15 protein-coding genes and 3 pseudogenes are annotated in these 16,398 nt (G+C 60.6%); 6 read left to right on the top strand and 12 right to left on the bottom strand.

The window, feature by feature from the left end; genetic code table 11:
* Positions 1-104: 104 nt before the first annotated feature.
* Positions 105-1,007, bottom strand: a pseudogene (locus NKJ80_RS25040) (YifB family Mg chelatase-like AAA ATPase); the annotation flags it as partial.
* Positions 1,008-1,041: 34 nt separating this feature from the next.
* Here NKJ80_RS25040 and NKJ80_RS25035 point away from each other — a divergent pair.
* From NKJ80_RS25035 to NKJ80_RS25025, 3 genes and pseudogenes are all read left to right on the top strand, one after another.
* Positions 1,042-2,661 (top strand): recombinase family protein, encoded by a 1,620-nt coding sequence (locus tag NKJ80_RS25035; RefSeq protein ID WP_352498497.1) that lies wholly within the window; start codon positions 1,042-1,044, stop codon positions 2,659-2,661.
* Between the two features lie 116 nt (positions 2,662-2,777).
* A pseudogene (locus NKJ80_RS25030) lies at positions 2,778-3,235 on the top strand (TSUP family transporter); the annotation flags it as partial.
* 92 nt (positions 3,236-3,327) lie between these two features.
* Entirely contained in the window at positions 3,328-3,552 is a 225-nt protein-coding gene (locus NKJ80_RS25025) for a site-specific integrase (RefSeq protein ID WP_352498553.1), read from the top strand.
* A gap of 13 nt (positions 3,553-3,565) precedes the next feature.
* On the opposite strand, the gene NKJ80_RS25020 is transcribed toward NKJ80_RS25025, so the two are convergent.
* The 8 genes from NKJ80_RS25020 to NKJ80_RS24985 form a co-directional block, all read right to left on the bottom strand.
* A complete protein-coding gene (locus NKJ80_RS25020; protein ID WP_352498496.1) occupies positions 3,566-4,786 on the bottom strand; it encodes an MFS transporter in 1,221 nt (406 codons plus the stop codon).
* Positions 4,783-6,177: an NAD(P)-binding protein gene (locus NKJ80_RS25015; RefSeq protein ID WP_352498495.1), complete on the bottom strand. Its 1,395-nt coding sequence runs from the start codon at positions 6,175-6,177 to the stop codon at positions 4,783-4,785. The genes NKJ80_RS25020 and NKJ80_RS25015 overlap by 4 nt, the downstream gene beginning before the upstream one ends.
* Before the next feature lie 45 nt (positions 6,178-6,222).
* Positions 6,223-6,543, bottom strand: a complete 321-nt coding sequence (locus NKJ80_RS25010; RefSeq protein WP_023804550.1) for an ArsR/SmtB family transcription factor — start codon at positions 6,541-6,543, stop codon at positions 6,223-6,225.
* Between the two features lie 64 nt (positions 6,544-6,607).
* Positions 6,608-7,030: an arsenate reductase (glutaredoxin) gene (gene arsC / locus NKJ80_RS25005; RefSeq protein WP_352498494.1), complete on the bottom strand. Its 423-nt coding sequence runs from the start codon at positions 7,028-7,030 to the stop codon at positions 6,608-6,610.
* Positions 7,027-7,716, bottom strand: a complete 690-nt coding sequence (locus NKJ80_RS25000) for an aquaporin (RefSeq protein WP_352498493.1) — start codon at positions 7,714-7,716, stop codon at positions 7,027-7,029. The genes arsC and NKJ80_RS25000 overlap by 4 nt, the downstream gene beginning before the upstream one ends.
* Positions 7,717-7,746: 30 nt before the next feature.
* On the bottom strand, positions 7,747-8,079 hold the full coding sequence (locus NKJ80_RS24995) for an ArsR/SmtB family transcription factor (RefSeq protein ID WP_352498492.1): 333 nt from the start codon (positions 8,077-8,079) through the stop codon (positions 7,747-7,749).
* An 82-nt stretch (positions 8,080-8,161) separates the two neighbouring features.
* Positions 8,162-8,545 (bottom strand): response regulator, encoded by a 384-nt coding sequence (locus NKJ80_RS24990; protein WP_352498491.1) that lies wholly within the window; start codon positions 8,543-8,545, stop codon positions 8,162-8,164.
* Positions 8,546-9,418: 873 nt separating this feature from the next.
* A complete protein-coding gene (locus NKJ80_RS24985; RefSeq protein WP_352498552.1) occupies positions 9,419-9,583 on the bottom strand; it encodes a hypothetical protein in 165 nt (54 codons plus the stop codon).
* A 381-nt stretch (positions 9,584-9,964) separates the two neighbouring features.
* Between NKJ80_RS24985 and NKJ80_RS24980 the strand changes: the two genes are divergently transcribed.
* Positions 9,965-10,597 (top strand): recombinase family protein, encoded by a 633-nt coding sequence (locus NKJ80_RS24980; RefSeq protein ID WP_352498490.1) that lies wholly within the window; start codon positions 9,965-9,967, stop codon positions 10,595-10,597.
* A 212-nt stretch (positions 10,598-10,809) separates the two neighbouring features.
* Positions 10,810-11,127 (top strand): Rap1a family protein, encoded by a 318-nt coding sequence (locus NKJ80_RS24975; RefSeq protein ID WP_352498489.1) that lies wholly within the window; start codon positions 10,810-10,812, stop codon positions 11,125-11,127.
* 55 nt (positions 11,128-11,182) lie between these two features.
* Here the strand turns inward: NKJ80_RS24975 and NKJ80_RS24970 are convergent, their stop codons facing one another.
* Positions 11,183-12,247, bottom strand: coding sequence for a hypothetical protein (locus NKJ80_RS24970; protein ID WP_352498488.1), 1,065 nt, complete (start codon positions 12,245-12,247; stop codon positions 11,183-11,185).
* Between the two features lie 1,011 nt (positions 12,248-13,258).
* Between NKJ80_RS24970 and NKJ80_RS24965 the strand changes: the two genes are divergently transcribed.
* Entirely contained in the window at positions 13,259-14,209 is a 951-nt protein-coding gene (locus tag NKJ80_RS24965) for a ParB N-terminal domain-containing protein (RefSeq protein ID WP_352498487.1), read from the top strand.
* A gap of 101 nt (positions 14,210-14,310) precedes the next feature.
* On the opposite strand, the pseudogene NKJ80_RS24960 reads toward NKJ80_RS24965, so the two are convergent.
* Both NKJ80_RS24960 and NKJ80_RS24955 read right to left on the bottom strand, forming a co-directional pair.
* Positions 14,311-14,958: pseudogene (locus tag NKJ80_RS24960) on the bottom strand (magnesium chelatase domain-containing protein); the annotation flags it as partial.
* A gap of 248 nt (positions 14,959-15,206) precedes the next feature.
* Positions 15,207-16,271, bottom strand: a complete 1,065-nt coding sequence (locus NKJ80_RS24955; RefSeq protein ID WP_352498486.1) for a glycosyltransferase — start codon at positions 16,269-16,271, stop codon at positions 15,207-15,209.
* Positions 16,272-16,398 lie beyond the last annotated feature (127 nt).

Below are 16,398 nucleotides of genomic sequence, written 5' to 3'. Positions count from 1 at the left end.
GTCATTGCAGAGGCCCCTTCTCGGCTCGGCTCCAAAAAGATCGACCATTCTTCGGCGACCCCCACCCTGCCGCTTCGGGGCCACCTTCCCCTCAAGGAGGAGCGTTACGCCGCCTGCGCTACCCGCTCCGACATCATGCGGTAGGAAATCGCCTCGGCCAGGTGAATTCGGCCGACGGTTTCGCTGGCGTCGAGGTCAGCCAGTGTGCGCGCCACTTTGAGCACGCGGTGATAGGCGCGCGCGGAAAAGCCGAGTTTCTCGCTGGCGTCTTTCAGCAGCGACAGGCCGGCGGCATCCGGCATCGCGATGTCCTCGATAACAGAAGGCGAGCAATGGGCGTTGGTGGTGGCGCTGGTAACGCCCAGCCGCTCGAAACGTTCGCGCTGGATGGTGCGGGCGCGCGCCACGCGCTGGGCGACGGCTGCACTTTTCTCCGCTCGGTCGGGCCGGATCAGGTCGGCGGCCGAGACCGCCGGTACCTCGATCCTGAGATCGATGCGGTCGAGCAGCGGGCCGGAAATGCGCGCCTGGTAGTCGGTGCGGCAGCGCTCACCGCGCAGGCAGCGATAGCCGGGCTCGCCGGCCATGCCGCAACGGCACGGGTTCATCGCCGCCACCAGCTGGATGCGCGCTGGATAGGTGACGCGGTGGTTGGCGCGCGCGATCATGCAGTCGCCGGTCTCCAGTGGCTGGCGCAGCGCATCCAAGGTCTGCGGCGTGAATTCGGGAAACTCGTCGAGGAACAGGACGCCGTTATGGGCAAGCGATACTTCGCCCGGCCGCGCCCTGATGCCGCCGCCGACCATTGCCGCCATCGAAGCCGAATGGTGCGGGGCGCGGAACGGCCGCCGGTCGGTGAGCTTGCCTTCGCCGAGCTCGCCGGCCACCGAGGCGATCATCGAGACTTCAAGAAGTTCCTTGGGCGCCAGTGGCGGCAGAATTGAAGGCAGCCTCTGCGCCAGCATCGATTTTCCCGAGCCGGGAGGCCCGACCATCAACATGATATGGACAGAAGACCCTCACCCATGTAAGGCCCAGATCATGACGAAACACACCCCTACCAACCTGACAAAAGCGTACTCCTATGTTCGCTTCTCCACGCCAGAACAAGCCAAGGGCGACAGCTTCCGACGCCAGACTGAGGCGGCTGAGAAATACGCGGCACTGCACGGCTTGGACATGGACACCAAGTTCACCTTCCACGACCTCGGAAAGTCGGCCTTCCGGGGCGGCAACATGGCAGATGGCATGCTTGGTGAGTTTCTCTCGTACGTCAAATCCGGGGATGTAGAGCAGGGGTCGTATCTTCTTGTAGAGAACCTCGACCGCGTGTCTCGGGAGACGCCCCGCAAGGCGCTGCGGACGCTTGAAGACATCGTAGACGCCGGGGTCAATGTCGTAACGCTCTCCGACAACAGGACGTACACCAAGGAAACTCTCAACCAAGATACGATGATGCTGTTCGCCTCGATCATGTACTTCGCGCGGGCGAACGAGGAGAGCGCCACGAAGGCACGGCGACTGCGGGAAGCATGGGGGAACAAGCGCAAGAACGCGGCAGCGAAACCACTGTCGGCATTGTGCCCTGGCTGGCTACGCCTCAGGGACGACCGCACGGGGTTCGACGAGATTCCCGAGCGAGCCGCTGTGGTCAGCCGAGTGTTCGACATGACGTTGGCGGGGAAGGGGCAGCACACGATTGCCGAGACCCTGAACCGTGAAGGTGTTGCCCCGTTTGGGACCAAGCGGCGGACCCCGGCAGAACGAAAGGCCGGATTGAAGCCGAAGCCCGCCGACATGTGGCACCGCACCTACATCGCGAAGATGCTGGCAGACCCGTCCGTAGTTGGAACCTTTACACCACATCGCATCGAGGTGACGGGGGGAAAGAGGCGGCGTATTCCGACGGACACTGTCGAGGGGTATTTCCCAGCCGTCATCGACCGCGAGATGTTCGACAGGGTTGACGCCATGACCAACAGGCGGGCTGTGAGGGGAAGCAGCAAGGCGGGGATGGCAAACATCCTTGCGGGGCTCGCCAAGTGCCCGAAGTGTGGGGCGACGATGACCCGAGTTAACAAGGGCAGCGGACCCAAGGGAGGCCGGCCCTATCTGGTCTGCACCGTGGCGAAAGCGAAGGCGCGGCGTGCTGCTGGGACAGGTTGTGAGTATCGACAAGTCCGCCTTAACGATGTCGAGGAGGCCATAATGGAGAAGGCGGCGGTCCTGTACGAGCTTCTCCCCTCGACCGACGAGGCGCTGCAGGGGGAATGGGATCGGGCGAACACTGCTGAGATGGCAGTGAGCGACGAGATCGAGAACGTGGTTAAGGCCATCGAGCGGGGTGGACACTCCTCGGCACTACTCGACCGACTCTGGCAGAACGAGGCAGCGCGGGAAGACATAAGGCGCAACAAGGCTGACCTTGAGCGGCGGATAGCGGACACGCTGACAAACCGCGTGCAAGCGACGATCAGTGAGCTTGTGGATGCCGCTGAGGGGGAGGGTTCGCGAGACGTTGCGGCGATAAATGCGACCCTGCGGCAGTTGTTCACCAAGGTCGAAGTGGACTGGTCGACAGGGTTCCTGTTGTTCCACTGGAAACACGCGCCCGGCGAAGTGTCGAGTATCATGTATGCGTGGCCGAAGGACGATCACTGAACCGACGACACTCTTCGTTGGCGACGACGTGCACGACATGGCTGACCTAGCGGCTCCGGCAAAGATGGCCTACAGCGTTGTTTCCCACGGAGTACAACGCCTTGACCGAAGAGCCCATGGCTGTCGCCCAGACTTCACCCAGCAAGCCCCTCGCGTTCGGCGGGGGTTTGGTCATCGGGGCGCTGGGCGGGCTCGTAGGTCTTGGTGGCGCTGAGTTCCGCCTGCCACTGCTGATTGGCCTGTTCAACTTCGGGGCATTGGAGGCCGTGATCCTCAACAGGCGATGAGCCTAATCGTGGTGGCGACGGCGTTGCCCTTCAGGGCTCAAACGGTGCCGTTCGGAGAATTGGCGTCGCATTGGCCCGTCATCGCTAACTTGCTCGCTGGTAGCTTGATAGGCGCGTGGCTTGGGGCTGGATGGGCGACCCGGCTTCGGTCTGAGACCCTGTACAAGATCATCGCAATCATGCTTCTCGTGATCGCCGGGGTCTTGCTGCTCGGCCACAATGCCCACGCCGAGGGTGCCCTCTTGACAGGTGCAGCACAGGTCATCGCGGGGGTCGCTGCCGGGTTCGGTATAAGGCAGCCGTGGGGCTTAGTGACGGGCCGATGCTATTCCCCCGATACGGACGGGCGGGTGGCAACACAAGCGCGTCGGCGGCTCTAATGAAGCATGTGCGCATCGTGACTGATGACCGCAAGAAGGTGGTGCATTCGCTGCGGCATAACATGAAGGACACGCTGCGCCGGGGCGATGTCGACAGGGACAAGCAAAACCTCATTCTGGGTCACACGCTGGGTGGCGACGGGGAAACCTATGGGGGACCCGAGGGGAGGCTCGAGGAGGCAACGCGGGCGATGCGAATGGCGATCTTGAGGGAGGAAGCCTGAGGCAGACCCCGAGCTACTGCAATCGAAGCTGCAGGGCTCGGTGGCGGAAGATCATCCAGCCCAAACCGCCGGCCAGCGCGACGTTCAGCAGCGCCAAAATCAAGAGAACGGCAAGCGTTCCGTGGGCGCCTCCGCGTTCCAGCAGCAATGCCCCGATTGATGGAGCGGCTGCTTGGGCGATCAAGCTCGGCATGGCCAGACGCCCCATTAGCTTTGCGTAGCCGGTGGGGCCGAACAGGGCGAGGGGCAGCGTGCCTCGCGCAATGGTCTCAAGGCCGATGCCGCCTCCATAGAAGGCCAGTGCGACGGCAACAACCGGCATCCCGACCCAAAGCGCTGCAATGCCGACCGCGACGAAGGTCACCGATGCCAGTTTCGTCCAGATCGGATGATGGAAACGAGCGATCATCATCTCGACGGTGCGCGCTGACACCTGTGAGGGACCGACCATTGCCCCAAATCCGACCGCAGCCGCAAGCGTCAGACCACTGGCCTGCAGGATGGTCAGAAGATGAACCGACACTGTCGAGGAGATGACCGCTGCCAGCGTCAGTGTAGCAGCCAGGACGATCATGACCGGTGTTGACGGCGGTTGCAGGGGCATCGACCCCTGAGCGGCCGCAGGCTGACCTTGATGGCTCTCAAGCGGTATCCCACGCGGCAGCATGAAGATGTAGAGCGGCAGCGCGATCAGGAGCTGCACAGCGGCGTAGACCAAGCAGGTGCCCCGCCAACCAATCTCGCCCATCAGGAAGGCCGAAAGAGGCCAGCAGACCGTGCTGGCGAAGCCGCCGAACAACGAAAGTGTGGTGATGGCGGAGCGTGCGCTATGGCCATACAGCCGCCCAAGCGTCGCAAAGGCAGCGTCGTATAGCCCGGCTCCCATCCCAAGCCCGATCACCAGCCATGCCGCGATATACAGGGCAAGGTTCGGGGCGACGGCGAGGCCGATCTGTCCGAGGCCGATGCAAGCCGCGCTGAACGCCAGCACGTTACGGCCCCCATGCCGTTCGATGGAGGCGCCGACGTGCGGCGAAATCACCCCAGCAATGAGCAATCCGAGCGACAAGCCACCGACGACCCATGGCAGAGGCCAGCCGGTATCGGCGGCGACCGCAGGCGCAATGACCGCCGGCAGATAGTATGAGGACCCCCACGCCATGATTTGGGTCAGTCCAAGCACAGTGATTACGGTTCGGCGACCGCGCTCAGTCATGGTTGGCGACACGATCATGCGGCTACTTTGCAACCGCAACCGCCCTTGCCAGCGGCTTTCGCTACGGCGTCGGCGACGCAGCAGGCATCCACCGCGACAGCGGCTGGGCCACCACAACACCCCTTGGAGGCCGAGCCTGCCGCTGATGCCGGAACGGTACAGACGCCGGTCTCAGGCAGCACGAGTTGTACGGCGTCGGCTGCTGCGACGTCCCCGGCGAGCGCTGCTGCAACCGAGCGAACCTGTTCATAGCCGGTCAGCAGCAGGAAGGTCGGAGCGCGACCATAGCTCTTGATTCCGACCGTGTAGAAGTCTGGTTCCGGGTGGCTGAGTTCGCGATGCCCGTGGGGCGGGACGTCACCGCAAGAATGCTCGTTGGGATCGATTAGAGGCCCTAACGCCTTGACGCTCTCAAGCCATGGGTCGAGGTCCAGCCTAAGCTCGCGGGTCATTGAGAGATCGGGGCGTTGTCCTGTCGCTGCGATGATCCGGTCGACAGGACCGATCTCATGCAATCCATCTTTCGTGTGGCCCTCCACCGTCAGGATGCCATCAGAGGAGCGGATGGCTACCGCCGCGAAGCCCGGCACCAACCTTGCACGGCCACTTTCCACCAGCTCACGAACGTCAGCGCCTAGCTCGCCACGGGCGGGCAGTTGGTCAGCATCCCCGCCGCCGAAGATACGAACCAGATCAGTGCCGCGTGTCGTCCAGAGGAAAGTGGTTCCGGGCTCCACCGAAGCCAGCCTGTCGAGGTCGAGTAAGGCGTTGGCCGCCGAATGGCCTGAACCGGCAACAAGCGTGGTGCGGCCGGCATAGAGGCTGCGGTCGTGGCCGAGAATGTCGGGAATACCGTAGGCGATCCTGTCGGCAAACTCCGTCTCACCCTCCGCCGCGATCCCACCGGCCCCGAGTGGATTTGGCGTCTGCCAAGTACCTGACGCATCAATAACGGCCCGCGCTCTGTCACGCCTCACCCCGCCGGCTGTCTCAACCACCAGCATGAAGGGCCGCACCTGTCGATCCTTGCTTACGACCTTATCTGCACCCCAGCGGGAGACCCCAACCACCCTCGCGCCAGTTTCGATGGACGACGAGAGTTCAGGAAGCTTTGCGAGCGGCTCGAGGTAGAGCCCAACCAGTTCATCAGCGGTAGGGAATGTTTCCGGCTCCGGCATCGTCCAGCCAGCGCGCTCAAGAAGCCTTCGGGCCGTCTGGTCGACACAGTAGCGCCAAGGGGTGAACACCCGGACATGGCCCCAGTCCCTGAGATTGGTGGCGATGCCAGCGCCAGCCTCGTAGACCTTCACAGGGACCCCCCTTTGAATGAGCTGGACTGCAGCCGCCAAGCCGACCGGCCCTGCCCCGATAACGGCGACGGGGAGAGTGTTCGGATCATTCTTCGACATTGTTCTATCCTTCCGGGATCATCGAAATATGAGACAAAAAAGAAGCTATGCCGCCGCCTCTGTCTCGACACCGATGCAGGCGGCGTCGGCGCAGCACTCGTCAGCCAGGAAGCCGATCAGGTCCCTCATGATGGGATAGTTGGCCCGACAGATCAGTGTCGTTGCCTGCCTTTCCTGTGTCACGAGGCCAGTAAGAATGAGGCGATGGAGGTGATGGGACAGCGTCGAGGCCGCGATGCCAAGACTGTCCTGCAAGTGCCCAACTGGCCTGCCTGCTTCGCCGGCTCTGACCAGTGTCCGATAGAGCTTGAGCCGTGTCGGGTTGCCGATGGCTTCGAGTTGTTTTGCGGCTTGTTCGAGGTTCATGGAAATAGGGTGCACCCATTTTTCCCGCAGGTCAACACCTATTTCGACAATGATCGAAATATGGTCAAACGACCAGCTTGCCGCTCGCGTCAATCACCACCTCGCCATCCTCCTTGGTGAAGGGGCCGATGTCGGGATTGGGCAGGATCGGCAGTACTGCCTCGGAGGGTCGGGCCAATACCACGCCCAGCGGCGTCACTACGATTGGGCGGTTGATCAGGATCGGATGCATGAGCATGGCGTCGATCAGATCGTCGTCCGACCACTTCGGGTCAGCGAGCCCAAGCTCCCAATAGGGCGTTCCCTTCTCCCGAAGCAGGGCACGCGGAGTGATACCCATGGCTGCGATCAGTTCAACCAGCTTGGCACGCGAGGGGGGCGTCTTGAGGTATTCGATGATCTCGGGCTCTTCGCCGCTCTGCCTGATCATGGCCAGCGTATTCCGCGAGGTGCCGCACTCGGGGTTGTGATAGATCGTGATTGTCATTCGGCAGGTTCCACTTTCGTGAGGGCTTGGGGTTCCGCGAGTAGCCAGCCAGCGAGCGCGATAGCGACCAGAGCGCCGGCGAGCTGAGCTGCGATGAAGGCGGGGACGTCGAGCGGTCGAATGCCCGCGAAGGTATTTGAGAGGGCACGGGCCACGGCCACTGCTGGGTTCGCGAACGATGTCGAGGCCGTGAACCAGTAGGCGGCGACGATGTAGAGCCCAACCAGCCACGGGATGGCATCCGCTCGGAAGCGGAGGCCCGCGAGGATGGTGAAGACGAGCCCGAAGGTCGCGACGGCCTCGGCGATCCACAGGCCAGACCCCGAGCGCACCGTGGCCGAGAGGCTGAAGAGCGGCATGTCGAACATGGCATGAGCCACCAGCGTGCCGAGAATGCCTCCAGTGAGCTGGGCTGCCACGTAGGTAAGAGCGACGTCGCGGCTGATCTGGTGCCGCAAGCCGAACACGAGCGTGACCGCTGGGTTGAAGTGCGCCCCGGAAATCGGGCCGAGTGTGGTGATCAACACGACCAGTATCGAGCCGGTCGGCAGGGTGTTGCAGAGTAGGGCAAGCGCCACGTCATGGGTGAGCCGTTCAGCCATGATGCCGGACCCGATCACAGCCGCGACCAGCATGGCAGTTCCGAGTGCTTCGGCAGCGAGCCGTCGCGGAAGGTCAGCGGACATGGTGGCAAGGCTCCGGTGAGATTGAGGTCGTCAGCATTTGCATGTCGCCGCTTGGATGACTGGCTGGCAAAGCTCGGGGCCGCCCCTGCAGCAGTCTTCCATCAGGTAAGCCAGCAGATCGCGAAAGGCGTTCATGTCGACGAGATACCGGATGATCCGCCCGTCGCGTTCGGCACGAACCAACCCGGCGCGGTCGAGGACCTTCAGATGTGCTGACATGGTGTTCTGCACCGTCCCGAGTTGCGAAGCGATCTCGCCGGCTGGAACACCTTGGGGTCCTGCTTGCACGAGCAGCCGGAAGGCCTCTAACCGTGTATCTTGGCTAAGGGCCGCAAGCGCGAGCAGAGCTTCTGTTTTGTCCATCTATCCACCCATCCAGATTTGTGGATGCATAGGACCAGTGCGTGACAGTTGGATGACGGGACTCGTATGACCGACCAGAGGGCTACATCCCAGGACCACCCTGATTGAGCAGTGTTGCCAGCCCCGTAATGATCTGTGGCATTACGAACGGCTTGGTGATCATGATGCTGTTGGGCACCCCGAGCGAGGGCCAATCGTCCGCGCCATCGCCGCTCACGTAGATGATAGGTAGGTCGGGATTGACGCTCCGAGTGTGCCGGGCGACGTCCCAACCAGTAGGTCCCGCGCCCAGTCTTATGTCTGTGACTAGGGCCTCAATGCGCTCAGGGTCGTCGTTGAAGGCCCGTATTGCATCTGCCCCTTTCGTCGCTGAGACCACCTCGAAACCAGCGTCAGTCAGGGAGTGCTCAACATCTATGAGGATCATACTCTCATCCTCAACAAGCAGGACGACGATGGATGACATGGGCCGACCTGTTTGTCGAACACTGACGGCCAGCAATGCACAAGGCGGCGAATTGTTCCCGTTGACTTAACATTTGTTAATCGGGGAGTAGGACCCCCTCCTCCTTGGCAGCCAGCCAGAAGAGCCTTTGGACCTCTTGAGCTGACGCCCTATGCTTCCTGAAGGCCACGCAAACCTGGACCGCACGTCGCCAATGAGCGCCCCTCTTGGTGAACCTTAGGAGCTGCGCGCCGGCTGCCTCGACCGAGGAGACGTTGTAGCGGAGACCTAGGGGTTCCCTAATGGGGACTGCTGGGGTGAACCAATGAAGCGCCATAAACGTCATGCGGCGGACCGTCTTCCGACACAAGCGGCCACTGCATTAGCCACATCATCGTCCCCAGCAGGCTTCGACACCCACGTTCCCTTTTGAAAGATCGGGTCGCAGTAGCGAGGATCGAACGTGCTTCCCGAATGGACAACAAACGGGATGTTTCGCTCATGAAGGAGCCTAGCCACGGCCTCGCAGCTTCCATCATTCAGCTCGATATCAAGGACGGCTACATCGGGGGAGTTCGATTGCAGCCACCGAAGAGCCCCCGAGCAAGATGGCAGGACTGCCAAGACATTGAAGCCGGCACCACACAATGTGTCTTCAACGGCGAGCGCAATTAGCGGCTCGTCTTCCAGAACGACAACCGACAACACCGATTGGCTGCCCATCGTCATAACCCTCGTGAGGGGCAGGAGGTTGAAGACCCTTCCCACTCGCCAGCGCCTATACCTCAGCCGGCGACGAATAGGTTAACAACGTCCACTTAGATGCATTGTCAAGAGCTTTTTTCGCTGAGAGCCAGCGATGATTTGAGGGCCCAGCGCGGCACCTGAGTGCTATCAGGCGAACCCTCCTGGGAACCTCCCGTGGGACAGCCTCTGCTTCAGGTCGTTGGCATTCAGGATGTCCGCCAGCTCCTTGGCGTACTCCGTATCAGGAAGGTCGACAGATGGGTGGCCCGCAACAACAGCCGGCTGCCCGGTGAACACGTCGAACACCGTCAAGGTCCCATCCTGTTCCCGCCTTACGTCGTACCGCAGAGTTGCCATGAGGGGATCATATAGGCCGACCATTAGGGGTTGGGAATATACGGTACAAAAATGCGAGCGGGGGGATTGGATAACTGGCTCGCGCGGAGTTCCCCCGTGCCCGGTCGCCGTCTATCCATGCGGCTGCCGCTTCGCGGGCTAAATCACCATTGCTTTGTTGTGCCGGTCGCCGCTCACCCCGGATCGGAAAGGCAAGCCTTAGAGTTAGCGCTGGGTAGTTCGCTCAGGTGTGCTGTAGCGATACCAGCTGTGCGGCCTCCGAAACAAGATAGTTGACCAACCAAACTGTACCTGTTAGACGAAACCAACCAAAGTGAACCAAGGAAGGTTTCGACCATGTTCATCCGCGCATATCTTCGGGCATCGACCAAGGAACAGGACGCGGAACGGGCACGGGCGGAGCTGGAGCGGTTTGCGACTGAGCGCGGGCTCGTCATTGCATCGTTCTATGTCGAGAACGAGAGCGGTGCGAAGCTGAAGCGGCCCGAACTGGAGCGGCTGGTCCGGGACTGCCATCCAAAGGACGTTATCCTTGTCGAGCAAGTGGACCGGCTCAGCCGCCTCAACGAAGAAGATTGGGCAAAGCTCCAGACGGACTTGAAGGCGAAGCAGGTGCGAGTGGTGGCGCTCGATCTTCCGACGTCGTGGCAGTTTGTCAGAGACGGGGACGAGTTCACGCGACGGATGGCTGATGCGATCAACGGAATGATGCTGGAGATGCTCGCTGCCATCTCTCGGAAGGACTACGAGGACCGCAGGAGACGACAGGCGCAAGGCGTCGCCAAGGGAAAGGCGCTGGGTCGGTTCAAGGGGCGTCCTGAGGATGAGAAGCGGAACAGGACAATCATGACCATGCTACGCGCTGGGCAGAGTTGGAACCAGATCGTTGACGACATGGATTGCTCCCGCGCCACTGTCGCCAAGCTCGCCAAGCGGGTCAAGGAGGCCGAACGGCAGCCGGTTGGGTGATCCGGGTGTGACGCTGCTGCCCACGACGCGTCAGCCCTACCCCCAGTGGCGGGAAGTGGACCGCCATCCAGGGCGGAGCGGACGCTGGAGCGCGGGTTGATGAGCGGCTCGCGGAAGACTTCACAGGGCCGCGTTAAGCGCACCCGCTCTTTGCAGGTCGCCAACGCGCAGAACCGAGGTTACGCTGGATCGCCAGCTCAAGGGGGAACCTGATGCGTATCGCAATCGCAACCGCCGCGCTTATCATCGCCGCTCTTCCGGCACATGCAATGAGCGGGGCAGAACTGCTCCAGCAAACTCGCTCCTTTGGGGAAGGCTACGTCTTGGGCGTTGTCGAGGTTCGCACAGGGGTTCTCGACAAAGATGATCCAAAATTCATGCAGATCCGAACTTGCGTTCTGAACGCCCACGTGGCCTCGGACACACTCTACGAAGCCACGGTCGAATGGCTGAGGAGGAACCCGAAGGACTTGACGTTCCCTGCGTTCGGCGCGGTCTACAAGTTGCTTGACGAAATGTGCGGGGCATAGTTGCGGAGCGCCGGGCGCGCCGTCCGTTCATCCTGCCTTCGCCCCACCTGGGGCCTTACCATCGGGGAGGAACACTGGATGTGGGTTGCGTTATCGGCTTGAAGTCTGCATCCCACAGTGTGGTTGCGAGCCCGCTTTGCAATTCGGCAACTTTCCCTTCGCGCATCAGCTCGGGCTCAAACTGAGACATCGTGCCCTCCATGAGACTGCCGAGGAGTTCTCTATCGAGTTCCTGCACCACGGGCTCCGGGCGCTCCACTTGGATAGCCGCCTTTCCAGTTGCAATATCAATAGCCGTTCGGAAGAGAGGCTGAGATGAAATGTGCATACTTGCGGATGTCAAGCGCACCAACAGCTCTAACATCTGAATATCATTCATGCTTTGAGGAAGATTGTCCAGTTGATTTACCAGCATTGACTGCGCGATCCCGCAATCGTCAATGACGTTATACATGACAACATCCTTGACACGGATCATTATAGAACGACCAAGGTAATTATCCGCATAATTGAAGGTCGTTGGGCAGTGTAACCGGCTGGCTTGCGCCAAGATAAATGTCCCGAAGACGTGGGGGTCGATTTCAATTCCGAATAGCCGAGCGCGAGCAAGTGCGTGGACATGATGCAGCGCGTCTAAATCGTACATTTCTCCGATTGTTGTCCGATCCGACCTTGCGTCTTTGTTAATTATCATACTCCGGTCCTTAAGGTGGACCTTGAGGAAAATCAGCGCCATCCATAGTTGTAGAAGTTGCGGCCCTTCCGCATGAACATATTCGAGAACCCGGTCAAAGCCTCCCGCAATAATGTCTCGAACTGGCTCCTCGAACTCGACACCTAATCGAGAATTGCACTGTGTGCAGCATCGTATTCGATATGTGCTGTACCGTGTCTTAACTAAGTTTGGTAGCGTTATTTCTTGGTCATATAGACCGCAATGCCTGAGGAGCCAGTCAGGAAATACGTGCTCCCGGTTGAACCCGTTTTTTGGTGATTTGCCGCAAACGAAACAATGTCCTGAATGATAGATGTCCTTGGAGAAGCGATCGTAGTCAAAGAATATGACGCTTCCGTCGCGGCCAGTTATCGTGCCGCCCTTGCTAATTTTGTAACCCTGCATACCCCGCCCCCAGATACCCACGACTACGCCTCTACCATACATCACTGCCGTGCATCAGCAGCCTTGAGGCACGGGAGCGGACATCGGACCGACCGACCCTTCCTCCCTTCGTAGTTTAGGGTGTGCGCATTTGGCTCTGTCGCTCATCTCAGGCCGCTGATAGATGGTTGCCTCCCCCGGGATGCGGGGTGGCTACTTCGGGGAAGATGGGCATTTGACGAATTGGACGGCGAGGCGCGAACGCAAGGCGGAGGTGAAGGGCCGGGCTCAGGAGCCGAGCCATATGTTCAGTCGCTGTCGCGTGGTCGGATGCAGCAGGCCTGCGAGAGCGGGCACGGAGGACGGGTTAGACACACGGTTCTGTCGAGCCCACGCAGATCACTACGCCCGCCACGGGAGCCCCTACAGGCGCTCCTACAGGGCACGAGAGGTCGCCCCATACAGGGACGTTGCTCTGGCATGGCTGGAGGCTCGAGAGGGTGACACTTATGTCGGTAATGCGGTCGACCGTGTGGCCACCTTGCTGCAGACCTCAGGACCGCATGTGGAGGCGTTCAGGCTTCGCGGGCTGTCGCCCCATGATCGAGCAAAGGCTGCCTGGGCGAGGCTGCGGAAGGCTGCAGTGGACCCTCGCCGGGTGGTGGCGGCATGGCTCGCAATCGAGATGATCATTCGCGATGATCCGCAGGCCGAGCGCAAGGCCGAGTTCAAGCAGGTGCAGGCGGCGAAGCTGATCCACAAGATGGCCTCAGGGACGCATAAGAGGTGGGGCGAGGGGGCGAACGCCAAGGAACTCCACGTCTACCCAAGGTCCCGTGGCCGTGTCCTAAGGCACGTTGGTGAGGCGCTAGGGCAAGCCTGCGAGTTGCTGGTCGAACATCGGGGACACGATCTGCCAGAACAGCCAAGGTAAGAAGGCGCGACTCCTACCGGCCCAATATCTGGGCTTCAAGTTATCCGCCACTGAAGAAATCCCGAAAGGACACAGAGATGACAGCCGGAGGGCGGCCATTGCCGCAGACGGACCCCACGCACCGGATGATCGAGGAGCTGGAAACCGAGTGGAAGCAGCAGGAGGCTATCCTGCAGCGATGGCGTGATGATGGGGTCAAGTTTGACCTGGAGCGGCCCGAGACGCTGGACGTCAGTGCGATCACGCTCATGCCTGAGTTGTTCCAGCCCCGAGATGGCGTCAGCGAGAAGCATATCGGCGACCTGACTAAGGCCATCAAGAGCGTGGGGGACCTTGATCCGTTGACCGTGATCGTAGTCGGGAAGCGGACCATTCTTATCGACGGCCATCACCGCGTAGAAGCCTACGGGCGCCTTAGGCCAGACCGAGAGGTGCCGATAAGCTACTTTGAGGGGTCGCCTAGCGAGGCCGTTCTGGCAGCGAGCGCGGCCAACTCAGCAGCTAAGCTCCCTATGGACAGCCGAGAGCGTCAAAACCGGGCTTGGAAGCTCGTTCTCGTAGGGCTGTATACCAAGCCGCAGATCGCCAGAGCGGCGGGAGTATCGGAACGACAGGTCGCCAACATGCGGTCGGTCATGAAGCAGCTTGGTGATGAAGCCCTTGCCTACAGCAAGTCTTGGTTCGGTGCCAGTAAGGCGTCGAAGGGTGGGTATGATGTTATGGATGAGGATAGGGCCTCTGTGTGGCAGGAGGAATTAGCTCAACGATATGCTGATGGCATGGCGAAGATGTTCTCAACCAAGATGGCAGATAACCCCCAAGTCGCTGCCTTGGCCCTTGAGAAGTACTTTGGCAGGCGGCTTTCGGAAGTGTGGATGGAGCTGAGAGACTTTGTGGACGTCCACGAGCTTGAGCTTAAGGAAGCTGAGGAGACGTCAGCAGTGGAAGCTGAAGAAGCCCGCATCACCAATTTCATGGCCACAAAGGCAGCGACAGAAATCCCTACGAGCCCTCGTCCCGGCGACGCCAGCCACCTTGATGAGTTTTGACCATGATAGGGATGCAATCCTTATGGGATGCATTTTGCACCCCTCGCCTGTCAACTGAACGGTAAGCGAGACCACGGTCCGAAGTGGGGGTCTTTCGTCCACAACACGAACAGATTGTGGCCGCCGGCCGCCGCCACTTCCAGCGCCCGCTTGGCGCTTTCCTGGCCCTTGATGTCTGAAAGGTCGGGCAGGTCGCGGGCCGAGACATGGATGCCGGGCTCGGGCCGCGACAGCACCTGCGTGCCGCGAAAATGATTGGCGATGGCAATCAGGCTGCGCGGCGCCAATATGTCGAAATCCTTGCCCGCCCAGGCCGCTTCCGGCCCGCAGCCGAACGGGCAGATCAGGCCTTTTCCCTCGGCATTGGCGCCGATCGCCGCCGGCAGCGCACCGGCGACCGTGGCAATGGTGCCGTCGAGCGACAATTCTCCGAGCACGACATAGGAGGCCAGCATGTCGCCCGGAATGGCGCCAAGGGCGGCCATCAGGCCGAGCGCGATCGGCAGATCGTAATGGCTGCCTTCCTTGGGCAGATCGGCCGGAGCGAGGTTGACCGTCACCTTCTTCGACGGCATCGACAGGCCCGACGCATGGAGGGCCGCCTGCACCCGCTCGCGGCTTTCGGCCACCGCCTTGTCGGCCAGGCCGACAATCTGCATGCCGACCTTGCCCGGCGCGATCATCACCTGGACATCGACCGGTACGGCCTCGATGCCCTGGAAAGCAACCGTGCGAACCCGCGCCACCATCTTGCTCTGCCCCCGGATATCAGCTCGCCTCGGCCTTGTGGTTCAGACCGCGAGCGACGTCAGGACAAGACAACCATAGATTTCAGGCCAAGACAAGAACATTACAGGAACATGCATTCGTGGTGGTTGCAGCGCGCTGTGCCGGTTGCAAAAACGGAAGATGGTTGAGCAAAATGGAACGGCTGCTCCGCCTCCTCGACCGCGTTAACAAGGCGACTAGGCCCTTCGGCAATCTGAGGGTGTTGCTTCTAAACGGTGATGAAGGCATCGACCGAACCTGAAAGCGATCGATCGATCGCGACCTGCGGTGGAAGCCACTCCATGACAGGATATCTGAAAGGCCAAGGCAGGGCGATCCGGCGCGAAGAGCCGCTCTCCAGAAAAATCTCGTTTACAAGGTCTATGAACCGCCCGCGGTCTCGTTCGATTCGTTTCAAAGTTTGCGAACGAATGTAATCCCGGGGAATTCGTCGCTCCTTCAGCGCTAAGACAGCCTCCGCGATGGATCGAGGATCGGGTGGAACTGTGAGCGAATAGTCGTCATCCAGATAAAGGTCTCGGCCGCCATGGTTCGGCGTCGTGACCACTGGAAGGCCCGCGAGAAGATATTCCGTGCTGGCGAACATTGGTCCTTCCAGGTGAGAGAGACAGATTCCCACGGCTGCACGATTTAGATGCGTGTTCACCTGAGCCGGTGCCAATCGGACCGGCTTGCCGGTGCCGTCAAACTCGTTGATAAAGACGTGATGCGGCGCGAGCTCCCTATGCCGATTTATTCGCGCTCTTTCCGACTCCGTCGTGGAGGACCCGCTTGAATCTCGATAGAAGACAAATGCGCAACGCTGGATGCCAAGCGACAAGTCATGGCGCTTCCACGGAGCCAGTTGCGCATTGTAGATTGCATCAAATTCTACAGGGACGTCATCGAGAGGCCTGAATATGTGTTCGGAGGTTGTTGACGTCTTGTTGTGCAGGACGGCGGCCTCGCCGGACTGGTTCAACAGATCAGCCTCTGCCTGAGTGTTGGATAGGAAGATTAGCGAGTGACGGGGGTTCTTGAGTCTATGCAGAACGGCATAGGTCCGGATGGTTTTGACGCTAGCACTGTTTTCGATGGACCAGGTTGGCGAGATGAGAAACCAGGCGCGGTGGCTGCGTGGACGGAAAGGCATATGACTTGCTAATCCGAGCGGCGTACCGGACATTCCCGAATAGGATATGAACGGATCGTCCGACAGCAAACTGGCCTGAAGAGCAGGTTGCGACTTCGCGGAAGGGTGCCCTTTTCTGAGGTTGTGGCCATGACGCAGCATGGCTCTGACAATCTCGAACTTGATAGGAGGGCGATACCCGTGCTGTAGGGTCAACATGCGGCAATTGCGATCTTGAGTGCGGAGAAAAACTCGCTTCGATAGAGAGAAATTTGGCAAAGAAACACCG

Origin of the sequence: Mesorhizobium sp. M0030, from assembly GCF_040323695.1 — a bacterium.
Classification (GTDB): Bacteria; Pseudomonadota; Alphaproteobacteria; order Rhizobiales; family Rhizobiaceae; genus Mesorhizobium.
This window is presented reverse-complemented; position numbering and strand designations above follow the sequence as displayed.

Coding starts and splice junctions, on each gene's coding strand:
- NKJ80_RS25035 (WP_352498497.1), top strand. CDS start 1,042: ATGACGAAACACACCCCTACCAACCTGACAAAAGCGTACTCCTATGTT.
- NKJ80_RS25025 (WP_352498553.1), top strand. CDS start 3,328: ATGAAGCATGTGCGCATCGTGACTGATGACCGCAAGAAGGTGGTGCAT.
- NKJ80_RS25020 (WP_352498496.1), bottom strand. CDS start 4,786: ATGATCGTGTCGCCAACCATGACTGAGCGCGGTCGCCGAACCGTAATC.
- NKJ80_RS25015 (WP_352498495.1), bottom strand. CDS start 6,177: ATGTCGAAGAATGATCCGAACACTCTCCCCGTCGCCGTTATCGGGGCA.
- NKJ80_RS25010 (WP_023804550.1), bottom strand. CDS start 6,543: ATGAACCTCGAACAAGCCGCAAAACAACTCGAAGCCATCGGCAACCCG.
- arsC (WP_352498494.1), bottom strand. CDS start 7,030: ATGACAATCACGATCTATCACAACCCCGAGTGCGGCACCTCGCGGAAT.
- NKJ80_RS25000 (WP_352498493.1), bottom strand. CDS start 7,716: ATGTCCGCTGACCTTCCGCGACGGCTCGCTGCCGAAGCACTCGGAACT.
- NKJ80_RS24995 (WP_352498492.1), bottom strand. CDS start 8,079: ATGGACAAAACAGAAGCTCTGCTCGCGCTTGCGGCCCTTAGCCAAGAT.
- NKJ80_RS24990 (WP_352498491.1), bottom strand. CDS start 8,545: ATGTCATCCATCGTCGTCCTGCTTGTTGAGGATGAGAGTATGATCCTC.
- NKJ80_RS24980 (WP_352498490.1), top strand. CDS start 9,965: ATGTTCATCCGCGCATATCTTCGGGCATCGACCAAGGAACAGGACGCG.
- NKJ80_RS24975 (WP_352498489.1), top strand. CDS start 10,810: ATGCGTATCGCAATCGCAACCGCCGCGCTTATCATCGCCGCTCTTCCG.
- NKJ80_RS24970 (WP_352498488.1), bottom strand. CDS start 12,247: ATGCAGGGTTACAAAATTAGCAAGGGCGGCACGATAACTGGCCGCGAC.
- NKJ80_RS24955 (WP_352498486.1), bottom strand. CDS start 16,271: ATGCTGCGTCATGGCCACAACCTCAGAAAAGGGCACCCTTCCGCGAAG.